Below are 26,233 nucleotides of genomic sequence, written 5' to 3' on the forward strand. Positions count from 1 at the left end.
TCAGTCCTGCGGCGACGGACGCGGCAGTTGCGCGACGATCTGCTCGACCATCCGGGCGGGGTCGCCCGCCGGCAGAGTCTGGATGTGCTCGAAGGCGGCCGGCACCTTCACCTCGCCACGCACGATCGGCACGACGACGAACTGCCCGTCGCGCACCAGCCGCACCGCGGCCTTGCCCATCTCGAAACGGCAGAAGTCCTTGCGGAAGTACTCGTCGGTGTAGACCGCGACGAAGCAGCGGCTGCCCTGGATCGCCTCGGCGAGCTTGAAGTACCACGAGGTGCCGACGCGGATCGAGGTCTGGTCGAAGAACACACGCAGGGGGCGCCCGTCGACCTGCCGGCGCGCCAGCGGCTCGGCCAGGTTCGCGGCCACCCAGGCGGCGTTTTCCTGGGGCGTGCGCGAGTAGCTGATGAACACGTCGTAGGCCTCGACGGCGCCGCCTGTCGTGCCGCCGGTGACGTCCTCCTGCATGGCACGCGCGCGCAGCCGCATGCGCGCCCGGTGCGCGCTCAGCGAGACCGCATAGAACGTCGCCAGCGCGACGAAGCTGACCTGCGGGTACACCAGGTCGGCCACGTGGCGCAGCCCGACGACCACCAGCACCAGCGCCGCGAGCATCGCCAGCACCGCCAGCGCCCACGCGGCGCTCAGGTTCAGGCGCAGCGCCGGCACGCGCCGGCGCAGTGTCGAGAAGCACAGCACGCCGGCCAGCGAGAAGAACGCGGTGAAGGCGAGCAGGGCGCTCCAGTGCGTCAGCAGCCGCAGCGGCGCGACGGGAACGATCTGGTCGGCCACCGTCAACGCGACGACCTCGGTGCCCGGCCGGTCGCCGAGCATGCCGATGCGGTCGTGCTGCAGGTTGCCGACCACCACCACCGTGTGGCGCAGGGCCTGCGAGGCCGCCGGACCGGCTGCCGATACCGGATGCCGCAGCGTGCCGCCGGCCGCCTCATCGACGACCCAGCGCTTTTCCGCCGGCGCCCGCTCGCCCTGCAGGTTGACGACGATCGGCCGCTGGCCGGCCTTCCGCTCGTGGGGACGCTTGACCAGCGATTCGGCGACGCTGACGGCCAGCGCCCCCTCGCAGGGCGGCGCCGCGCCCGGGTCGCCGCCGCGCAGCACGATGCAGGGCTCGTACCAGACGGCGCGGCCGACCACCTTGTACTCCGTGTGGCCGAAGCCCTCGAGGCGATCGTAGACCTGCGTCTTCGCGTGCCGCTGCAGGTAGGCCGCATCGGGCTCGCCGGTCACCGGGTGGCGCAGGTCGACGCCGGCAAACACCGGCGTGCCGCGCTCACGCAGCTTGTCGAGCGCCGTCTCCAGGTCCGCCGTCAGGCCGAGCGGCAACGCGCTGATCGACAGGTCGAGCACCACGGCCCGCGGCGGCGTGTCGAGCGCGGCGAGCGCCTGCAGGGCCCGCGTCAGGTCGTGCCGGAAGGTCTCGATGCCGGCCGGGTTCAGGTCCCACGGCACGTCGACGAGGTGGAACTCGGCCGGCCAGGGTGGCCGGCGCCCGTCCAGCGCCGCGAAGAGGCGCCAGTCCAGCGCCTCGAAGCTGGGCTTGAGCGCCGCCGTGAGCGCGAGCAGCAGCAGGAAGACGAGCGCGTAGTAGCGCCGCTTCACCTCAGGCATGCGACCTCGCGCTCCTGCACCCGGGCCGCCACGGCCCGCGCCTGCGCATCCGCCGCGCGCGCCTCGTCCGCCCGGCCGCCCCAGGCGCGGTAGGCCGCGGCGAGCCCGCGGTACAGCTCGACGAAGTACGGGTGGGTCTCGTCGGGGAACTTCGTGCGCAGCGCCTCGCGCGCACGCTGCAGCGCCTCGACCGCCGGCTGCGGCTGGCGCGCGGCGCGCAGGGCCTCGCCCAGGTAGAGCTGGCCGAGGCCGGCGCGAATCGGGTCGGGCGGCGCCGCGGCGAGGATCTCGAGCGCGCGGCGGTGCGTGTCCACCGCCTCGGCGGTGCGGCCGCGCGCCTGCTGCAGGTTGGCCAGGCCGTGCAGCGCGTCCGCCTGCAGGCCATGCGGCCCCGGGAACAGGGCCCGGGCGATGGCCAGCGCGTCCTCGTGGCCACGCTGCGCGGCGGCAAAGCGGCGCAGCGCGGTGTGGTCCCAGGCGAGTGCGTTCAGCGCGGCGGCGACGTCCTCGTGGTAGGCCAGCCCGTCGGCGCGCCGCAGCGGCGCGTTCAGGCGGCGCTGGATGTCCAGCGCCAGCTGGTGCTGCTCGGCCGCGCGCGCCGGGGCGCCCAGCCCGTAGGCGGCATTGCCGAGCACGCCGCGCAGCGCCGCGACGCTGGGGTGGTTGGCGCCGGGATAATGCGCCGTCAGCTGCGCGAGCACCTGCTCGGCCCGGCGCGCCGCGCAGCGATAGGTGCCGCGCGCCAGCAGCGCGCCGGCCAGGTTGGTGCCCTGCTCCTCGACGGTGTACTCGCCTTCGGGCGCCCCCACCTGCGCATGCAGCTGCCGGCTGCGTTCGTAGTGCGGCACGGCGAGCTCGTAGTCGCCGGCGCGGTAACGCGCGTTGCCGAGCCGGCCTTCGAGCACGGCCTGCCAGTAGAGATCGCCTTCGGCGCGCACCATCGCGAGCGCACGCTCGTAGGGCGGCCGGGCTTCCTCCGGCCGGCCCAGCAGGTTGTTCACGTCGCCCAGGGCGATCAGCATGTCGACGGTGGCGTCGGCGTCGCCCGCGCGCTCGGCATCCGCCAGCCGGGCGCCGAAGTAGCGCTGCGCGTCGCCATAGTCGCCGAAGGTGAACAGGAAGTCCTGCGGCGTCACCGCGTAGCTGCGCGCCGGCTCGCCGGCGGCCAGGGTCTCGCGGGCCTGCAGCCGCGCCTGCGCGGTGCCGATGCGCGCCAGCACCGGGTGGCGGATCTGGATGAGCCCCTCCTGCACCTCGAAGCGGGCCTGTCCGCCGGCGGCATCGAGCTCGACCGAGAACACCGTGCCGCGCGTCTGGGCCGAGACCGTGCGCGCCGAGACGTTGAAGAAGTCGAGCCGCGCCAGGACGCGGAACAGCCAGCGCCCGCCGCGCACCTCGTAGGCCTCGCCCCGGCTCTGCGCCGCGGACAGGTGCAGCGCCCCGCCGGCCGCATCGACGCTCACGAGCTGCCCGGTCGGGCTGCGCAGCTGCAGCGCGGTGCCGGCAGGCACCCCGACCGTGCTGCCGGCGGCGAGCTGGGCGCCCGTCTGCACGGCGACGCGGCGCGGCGCACTGCGGCCGGGCTCGGTGAGGTCGATCAGGGCCCGCCCGGCCGCCGCGCCCTGCAGCTCGATGCGGTCGACGGCCCACGTGCCGGCGGCCCGGGCCTCGGGGACGAGGGTCAGCGCGAGGGTCAGCGCCAGCGTCAGCAGCGCGGCCGCCGGGCCCGTGCCCCATCGGTTGACTCGAGTGCATCGCATCGCGGCCCCTCCGGACTGCCAAGGGCCGCATCCTGGGCAAGATGCCCCGGCGACCGCTTGAGCATCCTCAGCCGGCCGCGCGGTCGGCGCCATCCCACGCAGCGCGGGTGCGGGGCGTGCGGTCAGCGCGGCAGGCGCCGGCGCACCACCGGCGTGGCCACCTCGCGCCCGATCACCGAGCGGGCGTACAGGTAGTTGACGAGCGCTTCGCGCGGCAGGGCGTCGAGGTCCACGCGGCCCTGCGCGTCGCAGGGGAAGCAGTAGCCGCGGCCCTCGTGGAACAGCGAGCCGAACCACAGCTCGTGTTCTTGCAGGGTGGCGCAGATCGACATGGCGGACTCCTGTCCAGGATGGGCGTCAGCATCGCCCTGTCCCTTCAACGCCCGATGAACCGGCCGCGACGTTCGGGAACACCTTGTCAACCGATCGTCAACCGCCCGCATCCGGCCGTGCGTGCGCCGCGTAGACTGCCGCGATGCCCCTGCTGCCGACGTCCGCGCCGCTGCGCCTCGCGCTCGCGGCCCTGCTGCTGTGCCTGCTGGTGTATGCCGGCGTGCTGGCGCTGCTGTGGTTCGCGCAGGAGCGGCTGCTGTTCCTGCCCGAGCCGCTGCCGCCCGACACCCCGCTGGCCAGCGCGCCCGACGTGCACGAGCGCGTCGTCGAGGTGCCGGGCGCGCGGCTCTCGGTGCTCGAGCTGCGCCTCCCCGATCCGTCCGGCGTGGTGTTCTTCCTGCACGGCAACGCCGGCAACCTGCGCAGCTGGTTCGTCAACGCCGAGTTCTACCGGCGCGCCAACGTCGACCTGGTGATGCTCGACTACCGCGGCTACGGCAAGAGCAGCGGGCGCATCCGCAGCGAGGCGCAGCTGCATGCCGACGTGCAGGCGGTGTGGGAGACGGTGGCGCCGCGCTACCGCGGCAAGCGCGTGGTGGTCTACGGCCGCTCGCTGGGCAGCGGGCTGGCGGCCGCGCTGGCCGCGCGCATCGGGCCGGACCTGACGCTGCTCGTCTCGCCCTACCTCAGCATGCAGGCGCTGGCCGCGCAGCACTACCCCTGGGTGCCCGCCGCGCTGCTGCGCTACCCGCTGCGCACCGACGAGGCGATCGCGCGCATCCCCGGCCCGGTGCTGCTGCTGCACGGCGAGGACGATGCGGTGATCCCGAGCAGCCACAGCCAGGCGCTGGCGCGGCTGCACCCGAACGCGCGCGTGGTGCTGGTCGAAGGCGCCGGGCACAACGACCTGCAGCAGTTCGAGCCCTACCTCGCCGCGGTGCGCGCGGCGCTGGCGGCACGCTGAATGCCGTTGCCGGCCGAGATCATCCGCGCCAAGCGTCTCGGCCAGGCGCTCGGCGATGCGCAGATCGAGGCCTTCGTGCGCGGCCTGACCGACCGCTCCTGGAGCGAGGGCCAGATCGCCGCGCTGGCGATGGCGATCTGCCTGAACGGCATGGACCGTGCCGAGACGGTGGCGCTGACCCGCGCGATGACCCGTTCGGGCACGGTGCTGGACTGGTCGCGCGACGGCCTGCCCGGGCCGGTGGTCGACAAACATTCCACCGGCGGCATCGGCGACAAGGTCAGCCTGCTGCTCGCCCCCATCGTCGCGGCCTGCGGCGGCGTGCTGCCGATGGTCTCGGGCCGCGGCCTCGGTCACACCGGCGGCACGCTGGACAAGCTCGAGGCCCTGCCCGGCTACACCGTCGCGCCGCCGCGGCACAGGCTGCGGCGCGTGCTGCGCGAGGCCGGCTGCGCGATCGTCGGCGCGAGCACGCGCCTGGCGCCGGCCGACCGGCGGCTCTACGCGATCCGCGACGTGACGGCCACGGTCGAATCGGTCGCGCTGATCACCGCCAGCATCCTGTCGAAGAAGCTCGCCGCCGGGGTGCGCGCGCTGGTGATGGACGTGAAGGTCGGCAACGGCGCCTTCTGCCCGACGCTGCCCGAGGCACATGCGCTGGCGCGCAGCCTGGTCGAGGTGGCACGCGGCGCCGGGCTGCCGACGCGGGCGCTGGTCACCGACATGAACCAGTGCCTGGGCACGACGGCCGGCAATGCGCTCGAGGTGCAGGAATGCCTGGCCGCGCTGGCCGGCGCGCCGGCCGAGCCGCGCCTGCGCGAGGTGACGCTGGCGCTCGCCGCACAGCTGCTGCACCTGGCCGGGCTGGCCGCCAGCGTCGAGGACGGGCGTCGGAACGCCGACGCGGCCTGGCGCAGCGGTGCGGCAGCCGAGCGCTTCGCACGCATGGTGGCCGGCCTGGGCGGGCCGCGCGACGTGTTCGCCTGGGTTCCGCCGGCCGCGCCGGCGCTGCGGCCCTTGCCTGCGCCGCGCGACGGCGTGCTGGCGGCGATGGACACCCGCGCGCTCGGCCTGGCCATCGTCGCGCTGGGCGGCGGGCGGGTGCGGCCGGGCGACACGATCGACCCGCGTGTCGGGCTGTCGCAGCTGCGGCCGCTGGGCAGCCCCGTGCGGGCCGGCGAGCCGCTGCTGCAGGTGCATGCCGCCGACGTGGCGTCGGCCGAGGCGGCCTGCCGCGCCCTCGCCGACGCACTGCGCATCGACGACATGGCGGCGCCCGCCGCGCCCGTGATCCACGCGACACTGGAGTGAGAAGGTGTGAGAGAACCCAGCATGCCCGCCCTGAAGGTCTGCTGCATCTCCTCGGTCGACGAGGCACGCCTGGCCATCTCGCACGGCGCCGCAGCGCTCGGCCTGGTGTCGTCCATGCCCAGCGGCCCCGGCGTGATCGACGAGGCGCTGATCGCCGAGATCGCGGCACGCGTGCCGCCGACCATCGAGACCTTCCTGCTCACCTGCCTGCAGGAGGCCGAGGCGATCGCCGCGCAGCAGCGCCGCTGCGGCACCAGCACGCTGCAGCTGGTCGACCATGTGCCGCACGCCGAGCTGCGCCGGCTGCGCGCCGCGCTGCCCGGCATCCGGCTGGTGCAGGTGATCCACGTGCGCGACGAGGCCTCGGTCGAGGAGGCCTGCGCGGCCGCGCCCTTCGTCGACGCGCTGCTGCTCGACTCGGGCAACCCCACGCTCGCGGTCAAGCAGCTCGGCGGCACCGGGCGCGTGCACGACTGGTCGCTCTCGGCCCGCATCCGCGAGCGCGCCGGCGTGCCGCTGTTCCTGGCCGGCGGGCTGCGTGCCGAGAACGTCGCGCAGGCGGTGGCCGCGGTGCGGCCCTTCGGCCTGGACATCTGCAGCGGCGTGCGCAGCGAGGGCCGGCTCGACGCCGCGAAGCTCGCGGCCTTCGCCGCCGCCCTGCGCGCCAGCGCCTGACGCGCCGTGCCTCCGCCTCACCCGATCGGGTGAGGCGCCCCTCACCCGCGCCGGTGAGACGGCTTCATCGCGCGGTGGGTTTCGGTGCCGGTGCCGCGGGAACACGATGCGCCCCATCCCCCCGACGGAGCAACCCGTGGCGATCTACGAATTCCTCTGCGAGCAGCACGGCGTGTTCGAGCTGCACCGGCCGATGGGCCAGGCGCCGGCCGAGCAGGCCTGCCCCGACTGCGGCGCGCCGGCCCGGCGCATCGTCTCGGCCCCGATGGTGATCGGCAGCACGCGCAGCGCCTGGAGCGGCGCGATCGAGCGCGCCGCACGCAGCGCCCACGAGCCCGAGGTGGTCAGCTCGGTGCCCGCCGCCGGCGCGCGCCGGCGCATCCGCACGGCGCCGCTCACCCCGCAGCTGGCGCGCCTGCCGCGCCCCTGAGCCTCACCCCGCGCCGGCCGCGCCCGGCGCCTTCCTCCGCCACCGAAAGGAGACCGCATGCCCAAGAACCTCTTCCCCCTCGACAACACCAAGAAGTTCACCGACCAGAAGCTCGTCGGCCACAACCGCTGGCACCCGGACATCCCGGCGGCCGTGCGCATCAAGCCCGGCGAGACCTTCCGCGCCGACTGCCGCGAGTGGTTCGACGGCGCGATCAAGAACGACGAGTCGGCCGACGACATCCGCAACGCCCCGCTGGCCGGCGTTCACGTGCTCTCGGGCCCGTTCTACGTGGAAGGCGCCGAACCGGGTGACCTGCTGGTCGTCGACATCCTCGAGATCGACTCCTGCGACCAGGAGGACTCCGGCCCGTTCTCCGGCCAGGGCTGGGGCTACACCGGCGTGTTCGCCACCAAGAACGGCGGCGGCTTCCTGACCGAGCGCTTCCCCGACGCCTACAAGGTGATCTGGGACTTCTCCGGCGACGTGGCCACATCGCGCCACATCCCCGAGGTCTCGTACGTCGGCATCCACCACCCGGGCCTGATGGGCACCGCGCCTTCGGCCGAGCTGCTGGCGCGCTGGACCAAACGCGAGACCGCGCTGATCGAGACCGACCCGTACCGCGTGCCGCCGCTGGCGCTGCCGCCGCTGCCCGACAGCGCGATCCTCGGCTCGCTCAAGGGCGCCGACTACGACCGCGTCTCGAAGGAGGCCGCACGCACCGCGCCGCCGCGCGAGAACGGCGGCAACCAGGACATCAAGAACCTGACCGCCGGCAGCCGCGTCTTCTACCCGGTGTTCGTGCCGGGCGGCAAGCTCTCGTTCGGCGACCTGCACTTCTCGCAGGGCGACGGCGAGATCACCTTCTGCGGCGCCATCGAGATGGGCGGCTTCATGGACCTGCATGTCGACCTGATCAAGGGCGGCATGGCCAAGTACGGCGTGAAGGAGAACGCCATCTTCATGCCCGGCCTGCGCGACCCGCAGTACAGCGACTGGATCGCCTTCTCGGGCGTGTCGGTCGACAAGAACGGCAAGCAGCACTACCTCGACTCGGGGCTCGCCTACGCCAACGCCTGCCACCACGCGATCGACTACCTGATGAAGTTCGGCTACACCGACATCCAGGCCTACATGATCCTGGGCACGGCGCCGGTGGAGGGCCGCCTGTCGGGCGTGGTGGACATCCCGAACGCCTGCTCGACGATCTACATCCCGCGCTCGATCTTCGGGTTCGACGTGCGGCCCAGCGCGAAGGGGGCGCCGCACCAGGTGAAGCAGGGCCTCCAGGTGCCGCGCTCGCCGAACTGAGCGCCTGACCGCGGCGCACCGCCGGCGCGGGCCGGGGGTGCGCCCGACAACAAGAACGGAGGCAAGAGATGCTTGGACTGGTGCTGTTCTTCGTCGGCGCGGTGCTGTGCCTGAACGGCCTCTGGCTGCTCGGCCGCATCGGCGACAACGAGATCGCGGTGATCGACTACTTCGTCGGCGGCATCACGCTGGCGGCTTCGCTCTACCTGGCCTTCGGCCCCTCGGCCGACGCGGCGTCGATCAAGGCCGCGGCCTACACGCTGCTGTTCTCCTTCACCTATCTGTGGGTCGCGCTGAACCGCAGCAACGGCGCGGACGGGCGCGGGCTGGGCTGGTTCTGCCTGTTCGTCGCGGTGACGGCGGTGCCGGTCACCGTGCAGGGTTTCTCCACGGCGCAGAGCACCTGGGACGTCTGGTTCGCGCTGTCCTGGGGTGCCTGGGCGGTGCTGTGGGGGCTGTTCTTCGTGCTGCTGGTGCTGAAGAAGCCGATCGCCAAGTTCGTCGGCGGCGTCACCGTGGCCGAGGGCGTGCTGACCGGCTGGGTGCCGGGCTACATGCTGCTCAACGGCATGCTCAACTGAGCCGCGGCCCATGCCGCTGTACGACTACGCCTGCGCCGATTGCGGGCCGTTCCGCGCCTTCCGGCCGATGAGCGAGTCGGCGCTGCCGCAGCCCTGCCCGCGCTGCGGCAGCGCGGTGCCGCGCCGGCTGGCGGCACCGATGCTCGGCGGCGGCGAGGGGGCCGGCTGGCTCGGCCGGCCCGCCGGCAATGCACGCGGCGGCTGGCGCGCGGCCTGCGGCTTCGGCTGCAACCACCTCCACTGTCGCTAGGAATCTGCGCGTCAGTGCGAACCGGGCGGCCCGGCCCGCACCAGGGTGACGAGGTCACCCGGCGCGCAGGCCGGCGCGAGCGCGTCGCCCTGGCCGAACTCGCAGCCCTCCCAGCGGAAGAACTGGGCGTCGGCGTCCGAGGCGATGCCGTCGGCCACCACCGCGACGTTCAGGGTCTGCGCCAGCGCCATCAGCGAGCGAGCGACGGCGGCGCGCGACGGATCGGACGCCACGCCGCGCACGAACGGCCGGTGCAGCTTGACGCGGTCGGGCACCAGCTGGCTGAGCCGCTGCAGCGAGATCGTCTGCGCGCCGAAGTCGAGCAGGGTCAGCATCAGGCCGTGCGCGCGCCATTCGTCGGCCGCGGCCGGCAGGCCCGGCGTGCCGGCCAGCAGCGTGGCCTCGCCGACCAGCAGGTCGATCGAGCCGGCCGGCAGCGCGGCGGCGTCGACGAGCCGGTTGACCGCGGCGCGCCAGGCGGGGTCGTCCAGGTCGTCGCCGACCAGCGGCAGCGACACCCGCAGCGGCGCCGCCAGGCGCTCCTGCCACTGCCGTGCCCAGGCCAGGGCCTGCTGCAGCAGCCCCTGCGCCAGCGCGCGCCGCGCCGGGCCGGGGCCGAGCAGCCCGGCCACGCGCGCGGCCGGCAGCAGCCCGCGCGAGCTCTTCCACTGCGGCACCAGCTCGGCACCGCGCAGGCGTCCGCTGGCCAGCTCCAGCTCGGGCTGCACCAGCAGCACCAGCGCGTCGCGGGCGGCGCTGCCGCCGAGCTCCGCGGCCAGCGCCGCATCGCCGGCGGCCGGGCGCGCCGGCAGGCGCACCGGCAGGCGCCGCAGCGAGCGCGCATGGCGGAAGCCGCGCAGCCCGGCGATGACGATGGACTGCAGGCGCTGCGCGGTGATCTCGGTCTTGAGGAAGTAGCCGTTGACCTCGTAGTGCGGCACGATCTCGCGCTCCGGCGCCATGCCGGGCTGGCCGGTGCGCAGCACGATCTGCATGTCGTGGTCGTCGAGCTGCTCGCGGATGTGGCGCACCAGCGCGATGCCGGCGTCGTCGGTCTCCATCACCACGTCGACCAGCGCCAGCGCCACGTCGCCGTGCTGCGCCAGCAGCTCGCGCGCCTGCGCCGCCGAGCCGGCCGACAGCAGCTCGACCGGCCGGCCCTCGAAGCCCAGGCCGGCGAGGATCAGGCGCGAGACCTCGTGCACGTCGGGCTCGTCGTCCACGAGCAGCACCTTCCAGCGCGACGGCAGGGTTTCGGCGGCGGGCTCAGCGTTCATCGCGGGGCGGTTCGGGCAGCCGCACGAGGATACGGCCGATGTCGGGCGCATGGCGCGCCACGCGCGGCACGCGGATGCAAAAGCGCGTGCCCGCGCCCGGGGCCGACTCGAGCGTCACGGCGCCGCCGAGCTGACGCGTGACGATCTGGTTGACGATGTGCAGGCCCAGGCCGCTGCCGCCGAACATGCGGCGCGTCGTGACGAAGGGCTCGAACACCCGCGCCTGCAGCTCGGGCGCGATGCCGCGGCCGTTGTCGGCCACCTCGAGCTCGAGCTCGTCGCCCTCGGCCAGACGGGCGTGCAGCGCGACGCGGGCGCCGGGCCGGCCCGGCTCGAAGGCATGCTGCAGCGCATTGACCACCAGGTTCGTCACCACCTGGGCCAATGCGACCGGGTAGCTGTCCATCTTCAGCCCGGGCGGCAGCTCGAGCTGCAGCGCGACCTGCTGCGCCTGCAGGCGCGGCTGCAGCTCGCGCAGCGCGGTCTCGACCGTCTCGCGCAGGTCGAAGCGCTGGCGCGGCTCGCTGACGCGGTCCAGCGCGAGCTGCTTGAAGTTCTGCACCAGCCTGGCCAGGCGCGTGGCGTTGGACAGCAGCAGTCGCGCCGCGTCGGTGGCCTCGCCGAGATAGCGCTGCAGCGCACCGGCGTCGAGCCGCCCGGCCGCCGCCTCGGCGTTGGCGGCGGCAGTGCGGTCCTCGAGAAACGAGGCGGTGCTGACCGCGATGCCCACCGGCGTGTTGATCTCGTGCGCGACCCCGGCCACCAGGCCGCCCAGAGCGGCCAGCTTCTCGGTCTCGACCAGCTCGCGGCGCGTCTGCTCCAGGTGCGCCATCGATTCGAGCAGCTCGCGCTCGGACTGCTCCTGGCTCTCGTGCGTGAGCACCATCCACCACACGCCGATCGAGGCCACCACCAGCGAGGCAACGTACAGGCGCACCAGCACGCGCACCAGCTCGGCGTCGCCGCCGGGCGTGTGCAGGTCCATGAAGCGGTAGGTCAGCAGGAAGGCCGCGCCGAGCAGCGTGGCGGCCACCGCCAGCAGGCCGAGGAAGCGGCCGAGCCGGCGCCACTGGCGCGTGCGCAGCCCGATGAGGGGCGCGGCCGCGGCACCGGCGGGGCGCTTGCAGTGGTCGTGGCAGTGCAGCTCGAGGCCGCAGCACAGCGAGCACACCGGCCCGGCGTAGAACGGGCAGTGCACCATGTCCGGCGCCTCGTAGTCGCGCGCGCAGATGCAGCAGTTGACCAGCGTGCCCGGGGCCTGCTGGCGGTAGTGCAGGTCGGGCCGCGCGATGTACCAGCGGCCGCGCGTGGCGTAGGCGATCGCGATCGCGGCGACGAAGGAGACCGCCAGCGCGATGAAGCCGAAGAACGCGCGCCCCCATTCACCCCACGCCCCGGCGTAGGCCAGCACCGCCGCGGTGGCGGCGATCAGCGTCGCGCCGCAGCCCACCGGGTTGATGTCGTGCAGGTGGGCGCGCTTGAACTCGATGTAGTTCGGGCTGATGCCGGTGCGCTTGAGCACGGTGAGGTCGGCGAACAGCGCGCCGACCCAGGCGATCGCGACGGTCGAGTAGACCGACAGCACCGCCTCCAGGGTCTCGAAGATGCCCAGCAGCGACAGCAGCAGCGCGATCACCACGTTGAACACCAGCCAGACCACGCGCCCCGGGTGGTAGTGCGCCAGCCGCACGAAGCAGTTCGACCAGGCCAGCGATCCGCTGTAGGCGTTGGTGACGTTGATCTTGACCTGCGAGATGGTGACGAACACGGTCGCCAGGCCGAGCGCCAGCGCCGGGTCGTCGACCAGGTGGCGGTAGGCGTGCACGAACATGTGCACCGGCTCGACCGCCTGCGCCGCGCTGCTGCCCAGGCGCAGCGCGAGCACCGCCAGCAGGCTGCCGGCGGTGACCTTGAGCGCGCCGATCACGATCCAGCCCGGCCCGGCGGACAGCATCGCGGCCCACCAGGCCACCCGGTTGGCGGGCGTGCGGTCGGGCAGGAAGCGCAGGTAGTCGGCTTGCTCGCCGATCTGCGCCACGAGCGAGAACATCACGCCCGCGGCCGCGCCGAACAGCAGCGGGTTGAAGCCGCCGCCGACCTCGTGCGCCGTCCAGGCCTGCCACAGGCCCGGGTCGCGCGCCAGCACGAAGCCCAGCGGCAGCACCAGCATCAGCACCCACAGCGGCTGCGTCCAGGCCTGCAGCTTGTTGATGGCGGTGACGCCGAAGAACACCACCGGCAAGATGACCAGCGAGCACAGCAGGTAGCCCAGCGCCAGGTCCAGCCCGATCGCCAGGTGCAGCGCCTGGGCCCAGATGGCGGTCTCGATGGCGAAGAAGATGAAGGTGAAGCTGGCGTAGATCAGCGAGGTGATGGTCGAGCCGATGTAGCCGAAGCCGGCGCCGCGCGTGAGCAGGTCGATGTCGACGTTGGCCACCGCGCACCAGTAGGCGATCGGCAGGCTGATCACGAAGATCAGCAGCGACACCACCAGCACCGCCAGCATCGCGTTCTGGAAGCCGTAGTTCAGCGTGATGCTCGCGCCGATCGCCTCCAGTGCGAGGAAGGAGATGCCGCCCAGCGCGGTGTTGGCCACCACGCCCGGGCGCCAGCGCCGGTACGAGCCGGCGGCGTAGCGCAGCGCGTAGTCCTCGAGCGACTCGTTGGCCACCCACGACTGGTACTCGCGCTTGACTCGCAGCATGGCCGGGATCCGTTCGCTGCGAGCGTAGCCATTCGACCCCGGCGCGACCATGGCGGGAAACACCCGCCCCGCGTTGGTGCAGCGCCGGGTTGACAGCACCGCACAGGGCTCCAGAATCGGCTCCTCTCGAACGGAGCGGGTGCATGCCGAAGACGGTCTCGCGCCAGGAGCTGCCGGCCGGCCCGCTGGCTTCGCTGGTGCACGCGATCCATGCCGCCGGCGTGCACGACGGCGCGTGGCACGAGGTGTTCGAGCGCATCCGCGCCCACCTCGACGCACGCGTGATCACGCTGGCGCGCCACGAGTTCGACAGCGGCACCGAGGCGACGCTGTACGAGGCCCCGGCCGACGCGCAGTTCGGCGCCGAGCTGGCGCGTTACGCGGCGCGCAACCCCTGGTACCTGTCGAGCGACGACTACGTCGGCGGGCGCGTGATGACGGGCGAGGAGCTGATCGGCCTGCCCGAGCTGCGCCGCACCGACTTCTACCGCGGCCTGCTCGAGCCGCGCGGCCTGCTGCACCTGCTGTGCGGTGTGGTCGCGCGCCAGGCCGGCGGCGTGCACTGCCTGGCCGCCTACCGCGCCGCCGGCCAGCCCGGCTTCGACACGCAGGAGCGCGCCGACCTGAAGCTGCTGCTCGACCACCTGGCGCTGGCGCTCGAGGGCCGCTGGCGCTGGCAGGAGGCCGACGACCTGGCGCAGGCCCTGCTCGCGCTGGCGCAGCACGACACCAACCCGATGCTGCTGGTCACGGCCGCGGCCGAGCTGGTGTGGTGCAACGGCGCCGCCGAGATGCAGCTCGACCGCGCGCTCGGCCTGCGGCGCGACGGCGCGCGCCTGGTCGCCGCGGCAGCGACCGACCGCCGACTGCTGGCCGAGGTCGTGGCGCGCATGGCCGCGGCCGCGCCGGGGCAGCCGCCGATGGTGCTGTCGCTGGCCAGCCCCGGCGCGGCGCAGCCGGTGGTGGCACTGCTGCGCGCGCTCGGGCCGGTGTACAGCCGCCAGGCCGGCGCACGGCGCGGGCTGGCGCTGATCGCGCTGCGCGGCGCACAGGCCGGGCACGACCCGGCCAGCTGCGTGTTCGCGCAGCGCTACGAGCTGACCGCGGCGCAGGCGCGGGTCAGCGCGCTGGTGTTCGCCGGCCAGCCGCTGACGGCCATCGCCGGGACGCTGAACGTCTCCGAGAACACCGTGCGCAGCCACCTGAAGCAGATCTTCCAGAAGACCGACACGCACGGACAGATGGAGCTGGTGCACCTGCACGCGCGCATCTGCCCCTCGCTGCCCTGAGCCCGACCCGCCGCGCGCGGGCCGTCAGCGGGCGTGGCTCCGAGCCCATCGACAGCACTCGGCCGACTCGACTCGGCCAGGCGCTGCCGACGGCGACAGGCCGCCTCACTTCCGGAACTTGCGAACCAGGTCGTCGACCCGCGGCCCGCCGGCCTGAGCCGAGCTGGAGACCTTGATGATGCTCAGCGTGCGCTCGGCGCCGGCTTCGAGGGTGGCGTGGTGGACGGCCTGCAGCAGCGGCCAGACCTTCTCCGGCGGGCCTTCGACGACCGTGCCCATGCCGTGCACCTCGTAGCGCAGGCCGGAGGCCTGGATGACGGCGATGGCAGCATCGACGTGCCTGTAGCGGTCGTCCGCCGTGCCGGCGGGACGAGGCACGACCTGGATCTCGGCGATCATGTGCAGGCCCGGTGCCGGACTGGCCACCGCGGCTGGTGCTTGCGGTGGCGCCTGTTGCGCCCGGGCCGCGCTGCAGGCCAGGAGCGACAGCGACAGGATCGAGAGCCGGAAACGACTCGAACGCGAAAACGATGGATGTGCCATGTGCAGCTCATGCAGATGGCAGGTCGGCGAGCATTCGGGGCTGCCCTGCCGGCGCGAGAAAGAATCGCCGGCAGACCCAGGAACGTGCTTCCCTGCGCGAGGATTACCTCAATCAGGTTCGAAGGGACTCTCTCAGTCGGCGCGCTCCTTGCGGTGGCGCCAACACCCCCAGCGATCGACAGCGGCGGCCCGGGAGCCACCGGCGTGTCGGGCACGATTCTAGGGAAGGCCGGGACGGGTTCAAGCACCGCCGTCGTCCATGCCGGCGCTCCCGCGGCGTTCGTCAGCGCGTCGGCGGTGGCTCCGCAGGGTCGGCCTTCGAGCCGCTGCCGACCCGTCCGACGATCGGCAACTTCAATCCATTGCGGCTCACGCCGAAGTTCAAGCCGAGCAGATTGAGCTCGACACCGTCGACGCCGCTGACCGCCACGCCGAACACACCGGCCAGGGACAACTGCAGTCCGCGGCCACTCGGCGCTGCGCCTACGATGGAGCTGCCGAGGTAGTCCTTGCCGATTGCCGTGGCGGGAAGATCGAGCTCCAGCTCCGGCACGGCCCGGGCGATCCAGGAGGTGAACGTGTTCGAGTTCGGTCCCGGCCAGGCCCGGTACTCGGCGCCGTAGGGGTAGCTTCGTGCTGCCCGGTCGATGCGCTCGATCAGTTCGTCGACACCCGCTCCGCGCCGTTGCGCATACAGCTCCGGCGCCGCGCCGAACCAGCGCCCATCCGGCGGCCGGCTGTGCACGGCCACGGCGCTGTCCGACCAGCGCAGCCGCCACCCCACCACTTCGTAGACGGTCCACTGCCGCGCATCGGTCGGCTTGACCGCGACCCAGGTGTGCACACCGAACAGGCCCTTGGCCCCGATGGTGCGGGCCCCATACACCTGCACCATCGCCTCCTTCACGTCGGCGGGATCCGGCGCCAGGCCCACCGGCTCGCGGCTGGCGGTTCGCCAGTCCGACCGGGTGCTCGTGCACGACACCCCGGCAGTCATCAAGACGGCGCAAACCAAGGCGTACAGGACGGGCCGAAGAGGATGGCGCATGTTTGCTGCAAACGGCGGCCAAGGCGCGCAGCGGCGCGATTCGCCGCGGCGGGGATGGTAGCGTCGTGCCAGCTTCCATGTGCCCCGAGGGGCACGACGCCGGCCACGTGGGAACGACGCCGGCGATCATCCGCCGGGCGCGGCCGCCCTCGAGCACCGGGTCGCCGGCCGGCTGGCCCATGTGGCAGGTCAGGCCGTCGGCGTCGCAGCCCGCCGCGTAGACCGCACGCGGCGCCTCGCCGTGGCCGAGGTCGCGCTGCGAGCCGAACAGGCGGCCGAACAGCACCGTGTCGGCCGGGTGGCAGGTGACGAACACCGGCCCCTTGGGGCGGATGCGCGCCAGCCACTCGGCGTGCACGTCGGCGAGGCCGGCTTCGCCGGCATCCGGCGGCCCGGAGGAGCGGCCCGGCCGTTAGCGCCGCTCCCAGCGCCCCGGCGCCTCGCGCCAGCCGCGCGGCCCCGGGTCCCAGCGGTGCGGCACGTAGCGCCAGCCGGGGCGCGGGGCGGTCCAGTGACCGCCGACCCAGACATGGCGATTGGCCTGCCAGGTCCAGTAGCCGCCGATCCACAGCCAGCCCGGATACGGGGCCACCGGCACCACTTCGACCTGCGGCGGCGGGGGCGCGGTCACCACCGGTTCGCCGTAGTACGGCCCCACCGGGGCGACGACGCAGCCGGTCAGGGCCGCACCGGCCGCGAGGGCGAACGCGGCGATCGAGACGCGCGAGAGGCGGTTCATGCGGGGGCTCCTGGCGGGTGGCACATGCCCCTCCAACGCGCGGCGCGGCGACCACGCGCACCGGCTTTGCATTGCTTGACACGGCGTCACGCGCCGTGACGCCGTGTCGTCAGCGCTCGCCCTTGCGGTAGGGCTTCATCAGCGCCTGCGGGTAGGCGGCGCGGCGCGCCACCACGACCAGCGCGACGATCGCCATCGCGTACGGCAGCATCAGGTAGACCTGGTACGGCAGCTCGAGCCCGAACACGCCGCCGCCGGCCTGCTGCAGGCGCAGCTGCAGCGCATCGAAGAAGGCGAACAGCAGCGCGCCGGCCAGCGCCTTGCCGGGCCGCCAGGAGGCGAACACCACCAGCGCCACGCAGACCCAGCCGCGCCCATTGACCATGTTGAAGTAGAAGGCGTTGAAGGCCGCCAGCGTGAGGAAGGCCCCGGCCACGCCCATCAGCGCCGAGCCGGCCACGATGGCCGCGGTGCGCACGCCCGCCACGCTCAGCCCCTGGCCCTCGGCCGCGGCCGGGTTCTCGCCCACCATGCGCAGCGCCAGGCCGGCCGGCGTGCGGTAGAGCAGCCAGCCGATCGCCGGCACCAGCAGCAGCGCCAGCAGGGTCAGCGGGGTCTGTTCGTTCAGCACCGGGATCGGCAGCCCGCTCATGGGCGCGAAGGGCTGGACGGTCGGCGGGCTGTCGACCTTCGGGAAGCTCACCCGGTAGGCATAACTCGCGAGGCTGGTCGCGAGCAGGGTGATGCCGAGCCCCGCCACATGCTGCGACAGCGCGAGCCCCACCGTCAGCAGCGCATGCAGCAGACCGAAGGCCGCGCCGACGAGGGCCGCGACGAACACGCCGATCCACAGCGGCGCGCCCTGCCACACCGCGAGCCAGCCCGCGAACGCGCCCGCGACCATGATGCCCTCGATGCCGAGGTTCAGCACGCCGGCGCGCTCGCACAGCAGCACGCCGAGTGTGCCCAGCACCAGCGGCGTGGCGATGCGCAGAACGGCGACCCAGAAGGGCGCGGAGGCCAGCAGCTCGAGGGTCTCGTTCATCGCCGGATGCGGTATTGGGTCAGCATCGTCGCGACCAGGACCGCGATCAATGCCACGGCCACGATCACGTCCGCGATGTAAGTCGGCACGTTGACCGCGCGGCTCATCGAGTCCGCCCCCACCAGCAGCCCGGCGATGAACACCGCGGCGGCGACCACGCCGAGCGGGTGCAGCGCGGCGAGCATCGCGATCACGATGCCGGAGTAGCCGGTGCCGGTGGCCATGTCGAGCGTCACGTAGCCGGCGCGGCCGGCCACCTCCACCGCGCCCGCCAGGCCGGCGAGCGCGCCCGACAGCAGCGCCACCTTCACCTGCACCGCACCCACCGGCATGCCGGCGAAGGCCGCGGCGCGCGCGTTAGCGCCGACCGCGCGGATCTCGAAGCCGAGCGTGCTGCGGCCGAGCAGGCCCCACAGCAGCAGCGCGGCCACCAGCGCGCCGACGAGGCCGCTGTGCACGCGGCTGCGCTCGATCAGCCGGTCGAGCTGCAGCGGGTCCTGGATCGCCACACTCTGCGGCCAGCCCATCGCGGTCGGGTCCTTCATGGCTCCGTCGAGCAGGGCCGAGACGCCCAGCAGCACGATGAAGTTCAGCAGCAAGGTGGTGACCACCTCGTCGACGCCGAGCCGGCTCTTGGCCAGCGCCGGGCCGAGCAGCAGCAGCGCGCCCACCGCGGCGGCCGCGAGCATCATCCCCGGCAGCAGCAGCCAGGCCGGCGCGTCGAAGCCGGTGCCGCCGTGCAGCCCACCCACGGCGACGGCGGCGAGCGCGCCGGCGTACAGCTGGCCCTCGCCGCCGATGTTGAACAGCCGCGCGCGGAAGGCCACCGCCGCGGCCAGGCCGGAGAAGATCAGCGGCGTGGCCCGCGTCAGCGTCTCGGTCCAGGCGAAGCGCGAGCCGAAGCCGCCCTCGAGCAGCAGCGCATAGGCCCGGCCGACCGGTGCGCCGGCCCAGGCGACCAGCACGGAGGTGACGGCCAGCGTGAACAGCAGCGCCCCCGCTGGGGCCGCGAGCAGCAGCCAGCCCGGTGCACGCTCACGCCGCTCGAGCCGCATGCGCGTCCTCCGCGCCGGTCATCGCGAGGCCGATCTGCGCCAGGGTCCAGTCGGCCGTCGCACGCGGCGTGCCGAGCCGGCCGCGGTGCATCACCGCGATGCGGTCGGCCAGCGCGAAGATCTCGTCCAGGTCCTCGCTGATCAGCAGCACCGCGCTGCCGGCCGCGCAGGCATCGAGCAGCTGCTGGTGCACGTAGGCCACCGCGCCCACGTCCAGGCCCCAGGTGGGCTGGTTGGCGACGATCAGCGCGGGCGGGGTCGTGCTGTCCGGGTCGCCCGCCAGCGCCCGACCGAGGATCAGCTTCTGCATGTTGCCGCCCGAGAGCGAGCGGGTGGTCGTCGCGAGCCCGGCAGACTCGGTGCCGCGCACGTCGAAGCGTTCGAGCAGCGCCCTGGCGTGCACCTGCGCCCGCTCGCGCCGCACCAGGCCCAGGCGCGCGAAGGCGGGCGAGGCATAGCGCTCGAGCACCGCGTTCTCCCACACCGGCAGGTCGCCGACGACGCCGACCGCATGGCGGTCTTCCGGGATGCGCGCCACGTTCGCCTGCACGAAGGCACGCGGCCGCGCGGGCAGCGCGCGGCCGTCGATGCGAATGGTTCCGGCTGCGAGGGGCCGTTCGCCGCACAGCAGCTCGGCAAGGGCCTGCTGGCCGTTGCCGGCCACGCCGGCGATGGCGAGCACCTCGCCGCGGCGCAGTTGCAGGTCGGCCTGCACCAGCCCCGGCGCGCTGGCGCCCACCAGCTCGCACACCGGCTCGCCAGGTGCCGCAGCCCGCTTGCGCGCCGGCGCCACCGCGCGGCCGACCATGGCCTCGGCCAGCATCGCCCGGTCCGCGCCCTGCGCGGGCAGCTCGGCGATCAGCTTGCCGCCGCGCAGCACCGCGACGCGCTGCGAGACCGCCAGCACCTCGTCGAGCTTGTGGCTGATGAAGATCACCGAGAGGCCCCCGGCCACCAGCTGGCGCAAGGTGGCGAAGAGGGATTCGCTTTCCTGCGGGGTGAGCACGGCGGTCGGCTCGTCGAGGATCAGGATCTTCGCGCCGCGCACCAACGCCTTCAGGATCTCCACGCGCTGACGCTCGCCGACCGAGAGCGCGCCCACCCGCGCGTCCGGGTCGACCTGCAGCCCGAAGCGCTGCGCCGCCTCCAGCAGCCGCGCGCGTGCGGCGGCGCGGCGCGAGAACGGCTGCCACAGCGGCTCGGTGCCGAGCATCACGTTGTCGAGCACCGAGAGGTTGTCGGCCAGCGCGAAGTGCTGGTGCACCATGCCGACGCCGGCCGCCAGCGCGGCCTTCGGGCGGCCCGGCGGCAGCGGTTGCCCGAACACCTCGATGCTTCCGGCGTCGGCCACGTAGTGCCCGAACAGGATCGCCATCAGCGTGCTCTTGCCGGCGCCGTTCTCGCCCAGCAGCGCGAGCACCTCGCCGCGCTCGAGCGTCAGCGAGATGGCGTCGTTGGCGACCAGCGCGCCGAAGCGCTTGGTGATGCCCTGGAGCCGCAGTACCGTTTCGCTCAAGGCGCGGTCACTTCGCCTTGGGCTGGCCGTCGTCCACCTTGACGCTGAACTTGCCGTCGCGGATCGCCTGCTCCTTGGCCTTCACCTTGGCGACCAGGTCCGCCGGCACCTTGCCCTCGAAGGTGCCCAGGGGCGCGAGCTCGCTGCCCTTGTGCTTCATCGTCGAGTAGATGCCGTAGTCCTCGGCCTTGAACTTGCCTTCCTTGACGGCCTTGATCGCCAGGTCGATGGTCGGCTCCATGTTCCACAGCGCCGAGGCGACCACGGTCTCGGGGTACTTGTCCTGCGTGTTGATCACGTTGCCGATCGCGAGCACCTTGCGTTCCTTGGCCGCGTCGCTGACGCCGAAGCGCTCGGCGTACATCACGTCCGCACCCTTGTCGATCATCGCGAAGGCGGCCTCCTTGGCCTTGGGCGGATCGAACCAGCTGTTGATGAAGCTGATGCTGAACTCGGCCTTCGGGTTGACCTCCTTCGCGCCGGCGATGAAGGCATTCATCAGCCGGTTCACCTCCGGGATCGGGTAGCCGCCGACCATGCCGATCTTGTTCGACTTGGTCATGCCGCCGGCGATCATGCCGGTCAGGTAGGCCGGCTCCTGGATGTAGTTGTCGAACACGCCGAAGTTCGGCGCCTGCGGCTTGCCCGAGCTGCCCATCAGGAAGGCGACCTTCGGGTAGTCCTTGGCGACCTTGCGTGCCGCCGCCTCGACGGCGAAGGATTCGCCGACGACGAGCTGGTGGCCTTTCTCGGCGTAGCCGCGCATCACGCGCTCGTAGTCGGCGTTGCTCACGTTCTCGCTGAACACGTACTCGATCTCGCCGCGCGCGACGGCCGCCTTCAGCGCCTTGTCGATGCGGCTCACCCACTGCTGCTCGACCGGCACGGTGTAGATCGCGGCCACCTTCAGCTTGGCCTGCGCGAAGGCGCTGCCGGAGGCGGCGGCCAGCGCGGCGGCGGCGGCCAGGGCGAGGGTGCGGCGGGACAGGGACATTCGGTTCTCCTTGCGTGGACGAGGTGCGGAAACGGGTGGTTTCATTAAGCAAGAGGCATTCCGTGCGCGTCAATCCGGGTTGGCTAGACTGCCGCCGCTGTTGCAGTCTCAGGGAGAACGGACATGACGATCCGGATGCTGGCCGCACTCGCGCTGCTGGTGGCGACGACCACCGCCTCGGCCCAGATGCCGGCCGACGCGCCCGGCGCCAAGGACCACCCCGTGATCAGCCGCTACGCCGGCTCCTGGCTGGTGGGCCAGGACTTGCGCGGCTTCGACGAGGCGACCCTGCCCTCGGGCGAGGCGTCGACGGCGCGGGTGGACGGCAAGGTGAGCCGGCTCTTCTACCTCGGCCCGGCCGGGCGCGGACTCGCCGAGGTGCAGCGCAACTACGAGGATGCGCTGGCGCGCGCCGGCGCGAAGAAGATCGACGCCTGCGCCGGAACGGCCTGCGGCATGCGCGACTTCAACCCGCTGCGCACGCCCCCGAAACAGCTCTCGAGCGGGCGCCTGGAAGGCTGGGACAGCAAGACGCTGACCGACGAGTTCCTGGCTCGCGACGACGTCCGCTACTGGTACGGCACCCTGGACGCCGCCGGCCGCACCCTGCACGTGGTGGTGCTGTCGGCCCCCAGCGCCATCCAGGTGATGCGCGACAAGCATGTCGCCACCCTGGTGCAGGTGATCGAGCCCAAGGCGATGGACACCGGCATGGTCACGGTGGACGCCGCCGCGCTCGCCAAGGGCCTGCAGGCGCAGGGCCGCATCGCGCTGTACGGCCTGTACTTCGACACCGGCAAGGCGGAGATCAAGCCCGAGTCCAAGCCCCAGCTCGACGAGATGGGCAAGCTGCTGCAGGCCCAGCCCGCGCTGAAGGTGCACATCGTCGGCCACACCGACAACCAGGGCAGCCTGGAAGGCAACCTCGCGCTCTCGCGCCAGCGTGCGCAGGCGGTGGTGGACGCGCTGGTCAAGGGCTACAAGGTGGACGCGAAGCGCCTCGGCGCGGCCGGCGTCGCCAGCTACGCACCGCTGGCCGGCAACGCCGACGAGGCCGGCCGGGCGCGCAACCGGCGGGTGGAGCTGGTGGCGCAGTAGCCCGGGGATCAGCCGCGAACTGTCAACATTCGTTGACAGTCGTCAACGTCGCGCCAGCGGACGCGGCCTACGGTGGGGCTCCCGTCGACACGGAGCCTCGCCATGCGCATCCTGCTGCTGCACCCCAACTACCACTCCGGCGGTGCCGAGATCGCGGGCAACTGGCCGCCCGCCTGGGTGGCCTACCTGACCGGGTACCTGAAGGCCGGCGGCTACACCGACGTGAGCTTCGTCGACGCGATGACGCACCACCTCGACGAGGACCAGGTGCGCGCGCGCATCACCGAGCTGCAGCCCGACGTCGTCGGCTGCACCGCGATCACCCCGGCCATCTACAAGGCCGAGCGGCTGCTGCAGGTGGCCAAGGAGGTGAAGCCGGACTGCGTGACGGTGCTCGGCGGCATCCACGGCACCTTCATGTACCCGCAGGTGCTGAGGGAGGCACCGTGGATCGACGCGGTGGTGCGCGGCGAGGGCGAGCAGGTGTTCCTGAACCTCGTGCGCGCGGTCGACGACGGCCGCTTCGCCGCCGACCGAGGCGGCGTCAAGGGCATCGCCTACGCCGACGGCGACGGCCAGGTGATCGCCACGCCCGCCGAGCCGCCGATCCAGGACCTGGACCGCATCACGCCGGACTGGTCCATCCTCGAGTGGGACCGGTACATCTACATCCCGATGAATCGGCGCGTCGCGATCCCGAACTTCGCGCGCGGCTGCCCGTTCACCTGCAGCTTCTGCAGCCAGTGGAAGTTCTGGCGCGACTACCGCATCCGCGACCCGAAGGCGGTGGTCGACGAGATCGAGAACCTCGTGAAGAAGCACGACGTCGGCTTCTTCATCCTCGCCGACGAGGAACCGACCATCCACCGCAAGAAGTTCATCCGGTTCTGCGAACTGCTGATCGAGAGGAAGCTCGACGTGCTGTGGGGCATCAACACCCGCGTCACCGACATCCTGCGCGACGAGAAGCTGCTGCCGATGTTCAGGAAGGCCGGGCTGATCCACGTCTCGCTCGGCACGGAAGCCGCCGCGCAGCTCAAGCTCGACCGCTTCAACAAGGAGACCACGATCGCGCAGAACAAGAAGGCGATCCAGCTGCTGAAGGACGCCGGCATCGTGACCGAGGCGCAGTTCATCGTCGGCCTGGAGAACGAGACGGCCGAGACGCTGGAGGAAACCTACCGCATGGCGCGCGACTGGAACCCCGACATGGCCAACTGGGCGATGTACACGCCCTGGCCGTTCAGCGACCTGTTCCAGGAGCTCGGCGACAAGGTCGAGGTGTTCGACTTCGAGAAGTACAACTTCGTGACGCCGATCATGAAGCCCGACGCGATGGACCGCGGCGAGCTGCTCGACCGGGTGATGAACAACTACCGCCGCTTCTTCATGAACAAGACCTTCTTCCAGTACCCCTGGACGAAGGACAAGCAGCGCCGCAAGTACCTGCTGGGCTGCCTGAAGGCCTTCATGAAGAGCGGCTTCGAGCGCACCTTCTACGACCTCGGCCGCGTCGGCTACTGGGGCCCGCAGACCCGCAACACGGTGGACTTCAGCTTCGACCGCAAGCGCCGCATCGAGGCCGACACGGCGCAGGCACTGGCGAAGGTCGACGACGGCTGGGTCACGATGCACGGGCCGAAGATCGCGATGCGGCGCCGCAAGGGCGAGGAGAACTTCGAGATCGCCGCGGCCGCGATGGCCTGCGGCGGCGGCAGCGAGCAGCTCGGCGACGACGCGGCGGCGCGGGTGTGAACGCCGTGGCCGGCCGCATCGGCCCGAACGCGATCCTGCGCGTGGCCGAGGCGCTGCAGCGGCGCGGTCGGGCCGAGGAGGTGTTCCGCAGCGCCGGGCTGGCGCACCACCTCGCCGTGCCGCCCTCGGCCATGGTCGACGAGGACGACGCGCGGCGCCTGCACGCCGCCCTGCACAGCACGCTCGGCCCGCACGAGGCGGCGCAGGTGGCCCGCGAGGCCGGCGAGGCCACGGCGGCCTACCTGCTGGCCCACCGCATCCCGAAGCCCGTGCAGGCCCTGCTGCGCCTGCTGCCCGCGCCGCTGGCCGCGCGTGTGCTGCTCGCGGCCATCACGCGCCATGCCTGGACCTTTGCCGGCAGCGGCGCGTTCGAGGCGCGCCCGGGCCGGCCGGTGGTGCTGACGATCCGCCGCAACCCGCTGTGCCGCGGCCTGGCGAGCGACACGCCGGCCTGCAGCTACTACGCCGCCACCTTCGAGCGGCTGTTCCGCGTGCTGGTGCAGCCCGGGAGCACGGTCACCGAGACCTGCTGCGAGGCGCGCGGCGAGCCGTGCTGCCGCTTCGAGATCCGCTGGTGAGCGCCCCGGCCGCGCGGCGCCGGCGTGCGCGTCAGCGCGTGCGGCCGATCACGGCCGCCGCCGTGCGCAGCACCTGCACCAGCCGGTCGATGTCGGCCGCCTCGTGCAGGGCCGACAGCGCGATGCGCAGCCGCGCGGTGCCGGCCGGCACAGTCGGCGGCCGGATCGCGGGCACCCACAGGCCGGCCTCCTGCAGGGCCGCCATCAGGCGCAGCGCCGTGGTGTTGTCGCCGACGATCAGCGGCTGGATCGGCGTGGCCGACTCACCCAGGCGCCAGCCGGCCGCGTGCAGGGCGTCATCGCCCTGCAGTCCCTCGCGCAGCCGCGCGATCGCGGCCGCCAGCTGCGCACGGCGCCGGTCGCCCGCCGGCCCGGCGACGAGCCGCAGCGCGGCGCGCAGGGCCTCGGCCAGCAGCGCCGGTGCCGCGGTGGCGTAGGTGTAGCTGCGGGTCTTCTGCAGCAGCCACTCGACGAGCCGCGCAGGGCCGGCCACGAAGGCCCCCGCCACCCCGAGCGCCTTGCCCAAGGTCGCCATGTAGAGCACCCGCGGCGAGGCCTGCGCGCCGCACAGCCCGGCCGCTGCGAGCGCGCCGCGTCCCTGCGGGCCGAGCAGGCCGAAGCCGTGGGCATCGTCCAGCAGCAGCAGCGCGTCGTGGCGCTGGGCCAGCGCGTGCAGCGCGGCGATGTCGGCGACGTCGCCGTCCATGCTGAACACCGCGTCGCTGAGGATCAGCTTGCGCCGCGCCGGGCTGGCGGCCAGCGCGGCGGCCAGCGCCTCCAGGTCGGCATGCGCATAACGCTGCACCGTGGCCTTGGACAGGCGTGCGCCGTCGATCAGGCAGGCATGGTTCAGCGCGTCGGAGAAGATCGCATCGCCCGGGCCGACCAGCGCCGGCACGATGCTCGCGTTGGTGGCATACCCCGCGTAGAAGTACAGCGCACGCGGCAGCTGCACGAAGGCGGCCAGTTCCTCCTCGAGCGCGGCGTTCGCTTCGCTGTAGCCGCTGACCATCGGCGAGGCGCCGGCGCCGACGCCGTAGATGGGCAGGGCCGCGCGCACCGCGGCCTGCAGCGCCGCATCGCCGGCCAGGCCGAGGTAGTCGTTGCTGCAGAAGGCGAGCATCGTGCGGCCGTCCACGCGCAGCCGTGCACCGGACTCCGGCACCACGCGGCGGCGCGTGCGGCGCAGCGCGTTCGCGTCGAGCTCGGCCAGGCGCTCGTCGAACTCGTCGAGCCAGGTCATGACCGCCCCTCGTCCGACGGGTACGTCGGCCGATCCCCGTGGGTCACGCAGTGGCCCACTGCGTGGCCCACGGGGATGCGGGCCGGCTTGGGAGCG

At 72.9% G+C, this 26,233-nt stretch carries 24 protein-coding genes; 11 read left to right on the forward strand and 13 right to left on the reverse strand.

What is annotated here, in order from left to right; all coding sequences use genetic code 11:
• The 3 genes from D9C15_RS02855 to D9C15_RS02865 form a co-directional block, all read right to left on the reverse strand.
• A complete protein-coding gene (locus tag D9C15_RS02855) occupies positions 1-1,635 on the reverse strand; it encodes a toll/interleukin-1 receptor domain-containing protein (protein WP_127995900.1) in 1,635 nt (544 codons plus the stop codon).
• A complete protein-coding gene (locus tag D9C15_RS02860; RefSeq protein WP_164886630.1) occupies positions 1,623-3,395 on the reverse strand; it encodes a tetratricopeptide repeat protein in 1,773 nt (590 codons plus the stop codon). The genes D9C15_RS02855 and D9C15_RS02860 overlap by 13 nt, the downstream gene beginning before the upstream one ends.
• A 122-nt stretch (positions 3,396-3,517) precedes the next feature.
• The gene (locus tag D9C15_RS02865) at positions 3,518-3,727 is read right to left on the reverse strand and encodes a hypothetical protein (protein WP_127995902.1); all 210 of its coding nucleotides are present in this window, start codon (positions 3,725-3,727) and stop codon (positions 3,518-3,520) included.
• A gap of 143 nt (positions 3,728-3,870) precedes the next feature.
• Here D9C15_RS02865 and D9C15_RS02870 point away from each other — a divergent pair, with 143 nt between their 5' ends.
• From D9C15_RS02870 to D9C15_RS02900, 7 genes are all read left to right on the forward strand, one after another.
• A complete protein-coding gene (locus tag D9C15_RS02870; protein WP_127995903.1) occupies positions 3,871-4,692 on the forward strand; it encodes an alpha/beta hydrolase in 822 nt (273 codons plus the stop codon).
• Positions 4,693-6,003 (forward strand): thymidine phosphorylase, encoded by a 1,311-nt coding sequence (gene deoA, locus D9C15_RS02875; protein ID WP_127995904.1) that lies wholly within the window; start codon positions 4,693-4,695, stop codon positions 6,001-6,003.
• A gap of 21 nt (positions 6,004-6,024) precedes the next feature.
• Positions 6,025-6,678 (forward strand): phosphoribosylanthranilate isomerase, encoded by a 654-nt coding sequence (locus tag D9C15_RS02880; protein WP_127995905.1) that lies wholly within the window; start codon positions 6,025-6,027, stop codon positions 6,676-6,678.
• A 136-nt stretch (positions 6,679-6,814) separates the two neighbouring features.
• Entirely contained in the window at positions 6,815-7,108 is a 294-nt protein-coding gene (locus D9C15_RS02885) for an FmdB family zinc ribbon protein (protein ID WP_127995906.1), read from the forward strand.
• A 57-nt stretch (positions 7,109-7,165) separates the two neighbouring features.
• On the forward strand, positions 7,166-8,422 hold the full coding sequence (fmdA, locus tag D9C15_RS02890; RefSeq protein ID WP_127995907.1) for a formamidase: 1,257 nt from the start codon (positions 7,166-7,168) through the stop codon (positions 8,420-8,422).
• 68 nt (positions 8,423-8,490) lie between these two features.
• Entirely contained in the window at positions 8,491-9,003 is a 513-nt protein-coding gene (locus D9C15_RS02895) for an AmiS/UreI family transporter (protein WP_127995908.1), read from the forward strand.
• A 10-nt stretch (positions 9,004-9,013) separates the two neighbouring features.
• Positions 9,014-9,253 carry an FmdB family zinc ribbon protein gene (locus D9C15_RS02900; RefSeq protein ID WP_127995909.1) on the forward strand — a complete coding sequence of 80 codons (240 nt, stop codon included), beginning with the start codon at positions 9,014-9,016 and terminating at the stop codon, positions 9,251-9,253.
• 11 nt (positions 9,254-9,264) lie between these two features.
• On the opposite strand, the gene D9C15_RS02905 is transcribed toward D9C15_RS02900, so the two are convergent.
• Both D9C15_RS02905 and D9C15_RS02910 read right to left on the reverse strand, forming a co-directional pair.
• Positions 9,265-10,530 (reverse strand): EAL domain-containing response regulator, encoded by a 1,266-nt coding sequence (locus D9C15_RS02905; RefSeq protein WP_127995910.1) that lies wholly within the window; start codon positions 10,528-10,530, stop codon positions 9,265-9,267.
• Positions 10,520-13,234 carry an ATP-binding protein gene (locus D9C15_RS02910; protein WP_127995911.1) on the reverse strand — a complete coding sequence of 905 codons (2,715 nt, stop codon included), beginning with the start codon at positions 13,232-13,234 and terminating at the stop codon, positions 10,520-10,522. Before D9C15_RS02910 ends, D9C15_RS02905 begins: the two co-directional genes overlap by 11 nt.
• A 143-nt stretch (positions 13,235-13,377) precedes the next feature.
• Between D9C15_RS02910 and D9C15_RS02915 the strand changes: the two genes are divergently transcribed.
• A complete protein-coding gene (locus D9C15_RS02915; RefSeq protein ID WP_127995912.1) occupies positions 13,378-14,523 on the forward strand; it encodes a helix-turn-helix transcriptional regulator in 1,146 nt (381 codons plus the stop codon).
• A gap of 105 nt (positions 14,524-14,628) precedes the next feature.
• Here the strand turns inward: D9C15_RS02915 and D9C15_RS02920 are convergent, their stop codons facing one another.
• From D9C15_RS02920 to D9C15_RS02950, 7 genes are all read right to left on the reverse strand, one after another.
• Complete coding sequence (locus D9C15_RS02920; protein WP_127995913.1) at positions 14,629-14,922, reverse strand: thiamine-binding protein; 294 nt, start codon at positions 14,920-14,922, stop codon at positions 14,629-14,631.
• 427 nt (positions 14,923-15,349) lie between these two features.
• Positions 15,350-16,114 carry a DUF3750 domain-containing protein gene (locus D9C15_RS02925; RefSeq protein ID WP_205854707.1) on the reverse strand — a complete coding sequence of 255 codons (765 nt, stop codon included), beginning with the start codon at positions 16,112-16,114 and terminating at the stop codon, positions 15,350-15,352.
• 412 nt (positions 16,115-16,526) lie between these two features.
• Positions 16,527-16,853: a YXWGXW repeat-containing protein gene (locus tag D9C15_RS02930; RefSeq protein ID WP_127995914.1), complete on the reverse strand. Its 327-nt coding sequence runs from the start codon at positions 16,851-16,853 to the stop codon at positions 16,527-16,529.
• A 109-nt stretch (positions 16,854-16,962) separates the two neighbouring features.
• Complete coding sequence (locus D9C15_RS02935; protein ID WP_127995915.1) at positions 16,963-17,898, reverse strand: ABC transporter permease; 936 nt, start codon at positions 17,896-17,898, stop codon at positions 16,963-16,965.
• A complete protein-coding gene (locus D9C15_RS02940) occupies positions 17,895-18,953 on the reverse strand; it encodes an ABC transporter permease (protein ID WP_127995916.1) in 1,059 nt (352 codons plus the stop codon). The genes D9C15_RS02935 and D9C15_RS02940 overlap by 4 nt, the downstream gene beginning before the upstream one ends.
• Positions 18,934-20,469: an ABC transporter ATP-binding protein gene (locus D9C15_RS02945; protein WP_127995917.1), complete on the reverse strand. Its 1,536-nt coding sequence runs from the start codon at positions 20,467-20,469 to the stop codon at positions 18,934-18,936. The genes D9C15_RS02940 and D9C15_RS02945 overlap by 20 nt, the downstream gene beginning before the upstream one ends.
• A gap of 7 nt (positions 20,470-20,476) precedes the next feature.
• Positions 20,477-21,463: a BMP family protein gene (locus D9C15_RS02950; RefSeq protein ID WP_127995918.1), complete on the reverse strand. Its 987-nt coding sequence runs from the start codon at positions 21,461-21,463 to the stop codon at positions 20,477-20,479.
• A 123-nt stretch (positions 21,464-21,586) separates the two neighbouring features.
• Here D9C15_RS02950 and D9C15_RS02955 point away from each other — a divergent pair, with 123 nt between their 5' ends.
• The 3 genes from D9C15_RS02955 (at position 21,587) to bchJ (ending at position 24,894) form a co-directional block, all read left to right on the forward strand.
• Entirely contained in the window at positions 21,587-22,561 is a 975-nt protein-coding gene (locus tag D9C15_RS02955; RefSeq protein WP_127995919.1) for an OmpA family protein, read from the forward strand.
• Positions 22,562-22,663: 102 nt separating this feature from the next.
• Entirely contained in the window at positions 22,664-24,316 is a 1,653-nt protein-coding gene (gene bchE, locus D9C15_RS02960; RefSeq protein WP_127995920.1) for a magnesium-protoporphyrin IX monomethyl ester anaerobic oxidative cyclase, read from the forward strand.
• Positions 24,313-24,894 carry a bacteriochlorophyll 4-vinyl reductase gene (gene bchJ, locus D9C15_RS02965; protein ID WP_127995921.1) on the forward strand — a complete coding sequence of 194 codons (582 nt, stop codon included), beginning with the start codon at positions 24,313-24,315 and terminating at the stop codon, positions 24,892-24,894. Before bchE ends, bchJ begins: the two co-directional genes overlap by 4 nt.
• A 31-nt stretch (positions 24,895-24,925) precedes the next feature.
• On the opposite strand, the gene D9C15_RS02970 is transcribed toward bchJ, so the two are convergent.
• Positions 24,926-26,137: an 8-amino-7-oxononanoate synthase gene (locus D9C15_RS02970; RefSeq protein ID WP_127995922.1), complete on the reverse strand. Its 1,212-nt coding sequence runs from the start codon at positions 26,135-26,137 to the stop codon at positions 24,926-24,928.
• Positions 26,138-26,233 lie beyond the last annotated feature (96 nt).

This window comes from Piscinibacter defluvii (genome assembly GCF_004011805.1).
GTDB classification, from domain to species: Bacteria; Pseudomonadota; Gammaproteobacteria; order Burkholderiales; family Burkholderiaceae_C; genus Piscinibacter; species Piscinibacter defluvii.

Coding starts and splice junctions, on each gene's coding strand:
- D9C15_RS02855 (WP_127995900.1), bottom strand. CDS start 1,635: ATGCCTGAGGTGAAGCGGCGCTACTACGCGCTCGTCTTCCTGCTGCTG.
- D9C15_RS02860 (WP_164886630.1), bottom strand. CDS start 3,395: ATGCGATGCACTCGAGTCAACCGATGGGGCACGGGCCCGGCGGCCGCG.
- D9C15_RS02865 (WP_127995902.1), bottom strand. CDS start 3,727: ATGTCGATCTGCGCCACCCTGCAAGAACACGAGCTGTGGTTCGGCTCG.
- D9C15_RS02870 (WP_127995903.1), top strand. CDS start 3,871: ATGCCCCTGCTGCCGACGTCCGCGCCGCTGCGCCTCGCGCTCGCGGCC.
- deoA (WP_127995904.1), top strand. CDS start 4,693: ATGCCGTTGCCGGCCGAGATCATCCGCGCCAAGCGTCTCGGCCAGGCG.
- D9C15_RS02880 (WP_127995905.1), top strand. CDS start 6,025: ATGCCCGCCCTGAAGGTCTGCTGCATCTCCTCGGTCGACGAGGCACGC.
- fmdA (WP_127995907.1), top strand. CDS start 7,166: ATGCCCAAGAACCTCTTCCCCCTCGACAACACCAAGAAGTTCACCGAC.
- D9C15_RS02895 (WP_127995908.1), top strand. CDS start 8,491: ATGCTTGGACTGGTGCTGTTCTTCGTCGGCGCGGTGCTGTGCCTGAAC.
- D9C15_RS02900 (WP_127995909.1), top strand. CDS start 9,014: ATGCCGCTGTACGACTACGCCTGCGCCGATTGCGGGCCGTTCCGCGCC.
- D9C15_RS02905 (WP_127995910.1), bottom strand. CDS start 10,530: ATGAACGCTGAGCCCGCCGCCGAAACCCTGCCGTCGCGCTGGAAGGTG.
- D9C15_RS02910 (WP_127995911.1), bottom strand. CDS start 13,234: ATGCTGCGAGTCAAGCGCGAGTACCAGTCGTGGGTGGCCAACGAGTCG.
- D9C15_RS02915 (WP_127995912.1), top strand. CDS start 13,378: ATGCCGAAGACGGTCTCGCGCCAGGAGCTGCCGGCCGGCCCGCTGGCT.
- D9C15_RS02920 (WP_127995913.1), bottom strand. CDS start 14,922: ATGATCGCCGAGATCCAGGTCGTGCCTCGTCCCGCCGGCACGGCGGAC.
- D9C15_RS02925 (WP_205854707.1), bottom strand. CDS start 16,114: ATGCGCCATCCTCTTCGGCCCGTCCTGTACGCCTTGGTTTGCGCCGTC.
- D9C15_RS02930 (WP_127995914.1), bottom strand. CDS start 16,853: ATGAACCGCCTCTCGCGCGTCTCGATCGCCGCGTTCGCCCTCGCGGCC.
- D9C15_RS02935 (WP_127995915.1), bottom strand. CDS start 17,898: ATGAACGAGACCCTCGAGCTGCTGGCCTCCGCGCCCTTCTGGGTCGCC.
- D9C15_RS02940 (WP_127995916.1), bottom strand. CDS start 18,953: ATGCGGCTCGAGCGGCGTGAGCGTGCACCGGGCTGGCTGCTGCTCGCG.
- D9C15_RS02950 (WP_127995918.1), bottom strand. CDS start 21,463: ATGTCCCTGTCCCGCCGCACCCTCGCCCTGGCCGCCGCCGCCGCGCTG.
- D9C15_RS02955 (WP_127995919.1), top strand. CDS start 21,587: ATGACGATCCGGATGCTGGCCGCACTCGCGCTGCTGGTGGCGACGACC.
- bchE (WP_127995920.1), top strand. CDS start 22,664: ATGCGCATCCTGCTGCTGCACCCCAACTACCACTCCGGCGGTGCCGAG.
- D9C15_RS02970 (WP_127995922.1), bottom strand. CDS start 26,137: ATGACCTGGCTCGACGAGTTCGACGAGCGCCTGGCCGAGCTCGACGCG.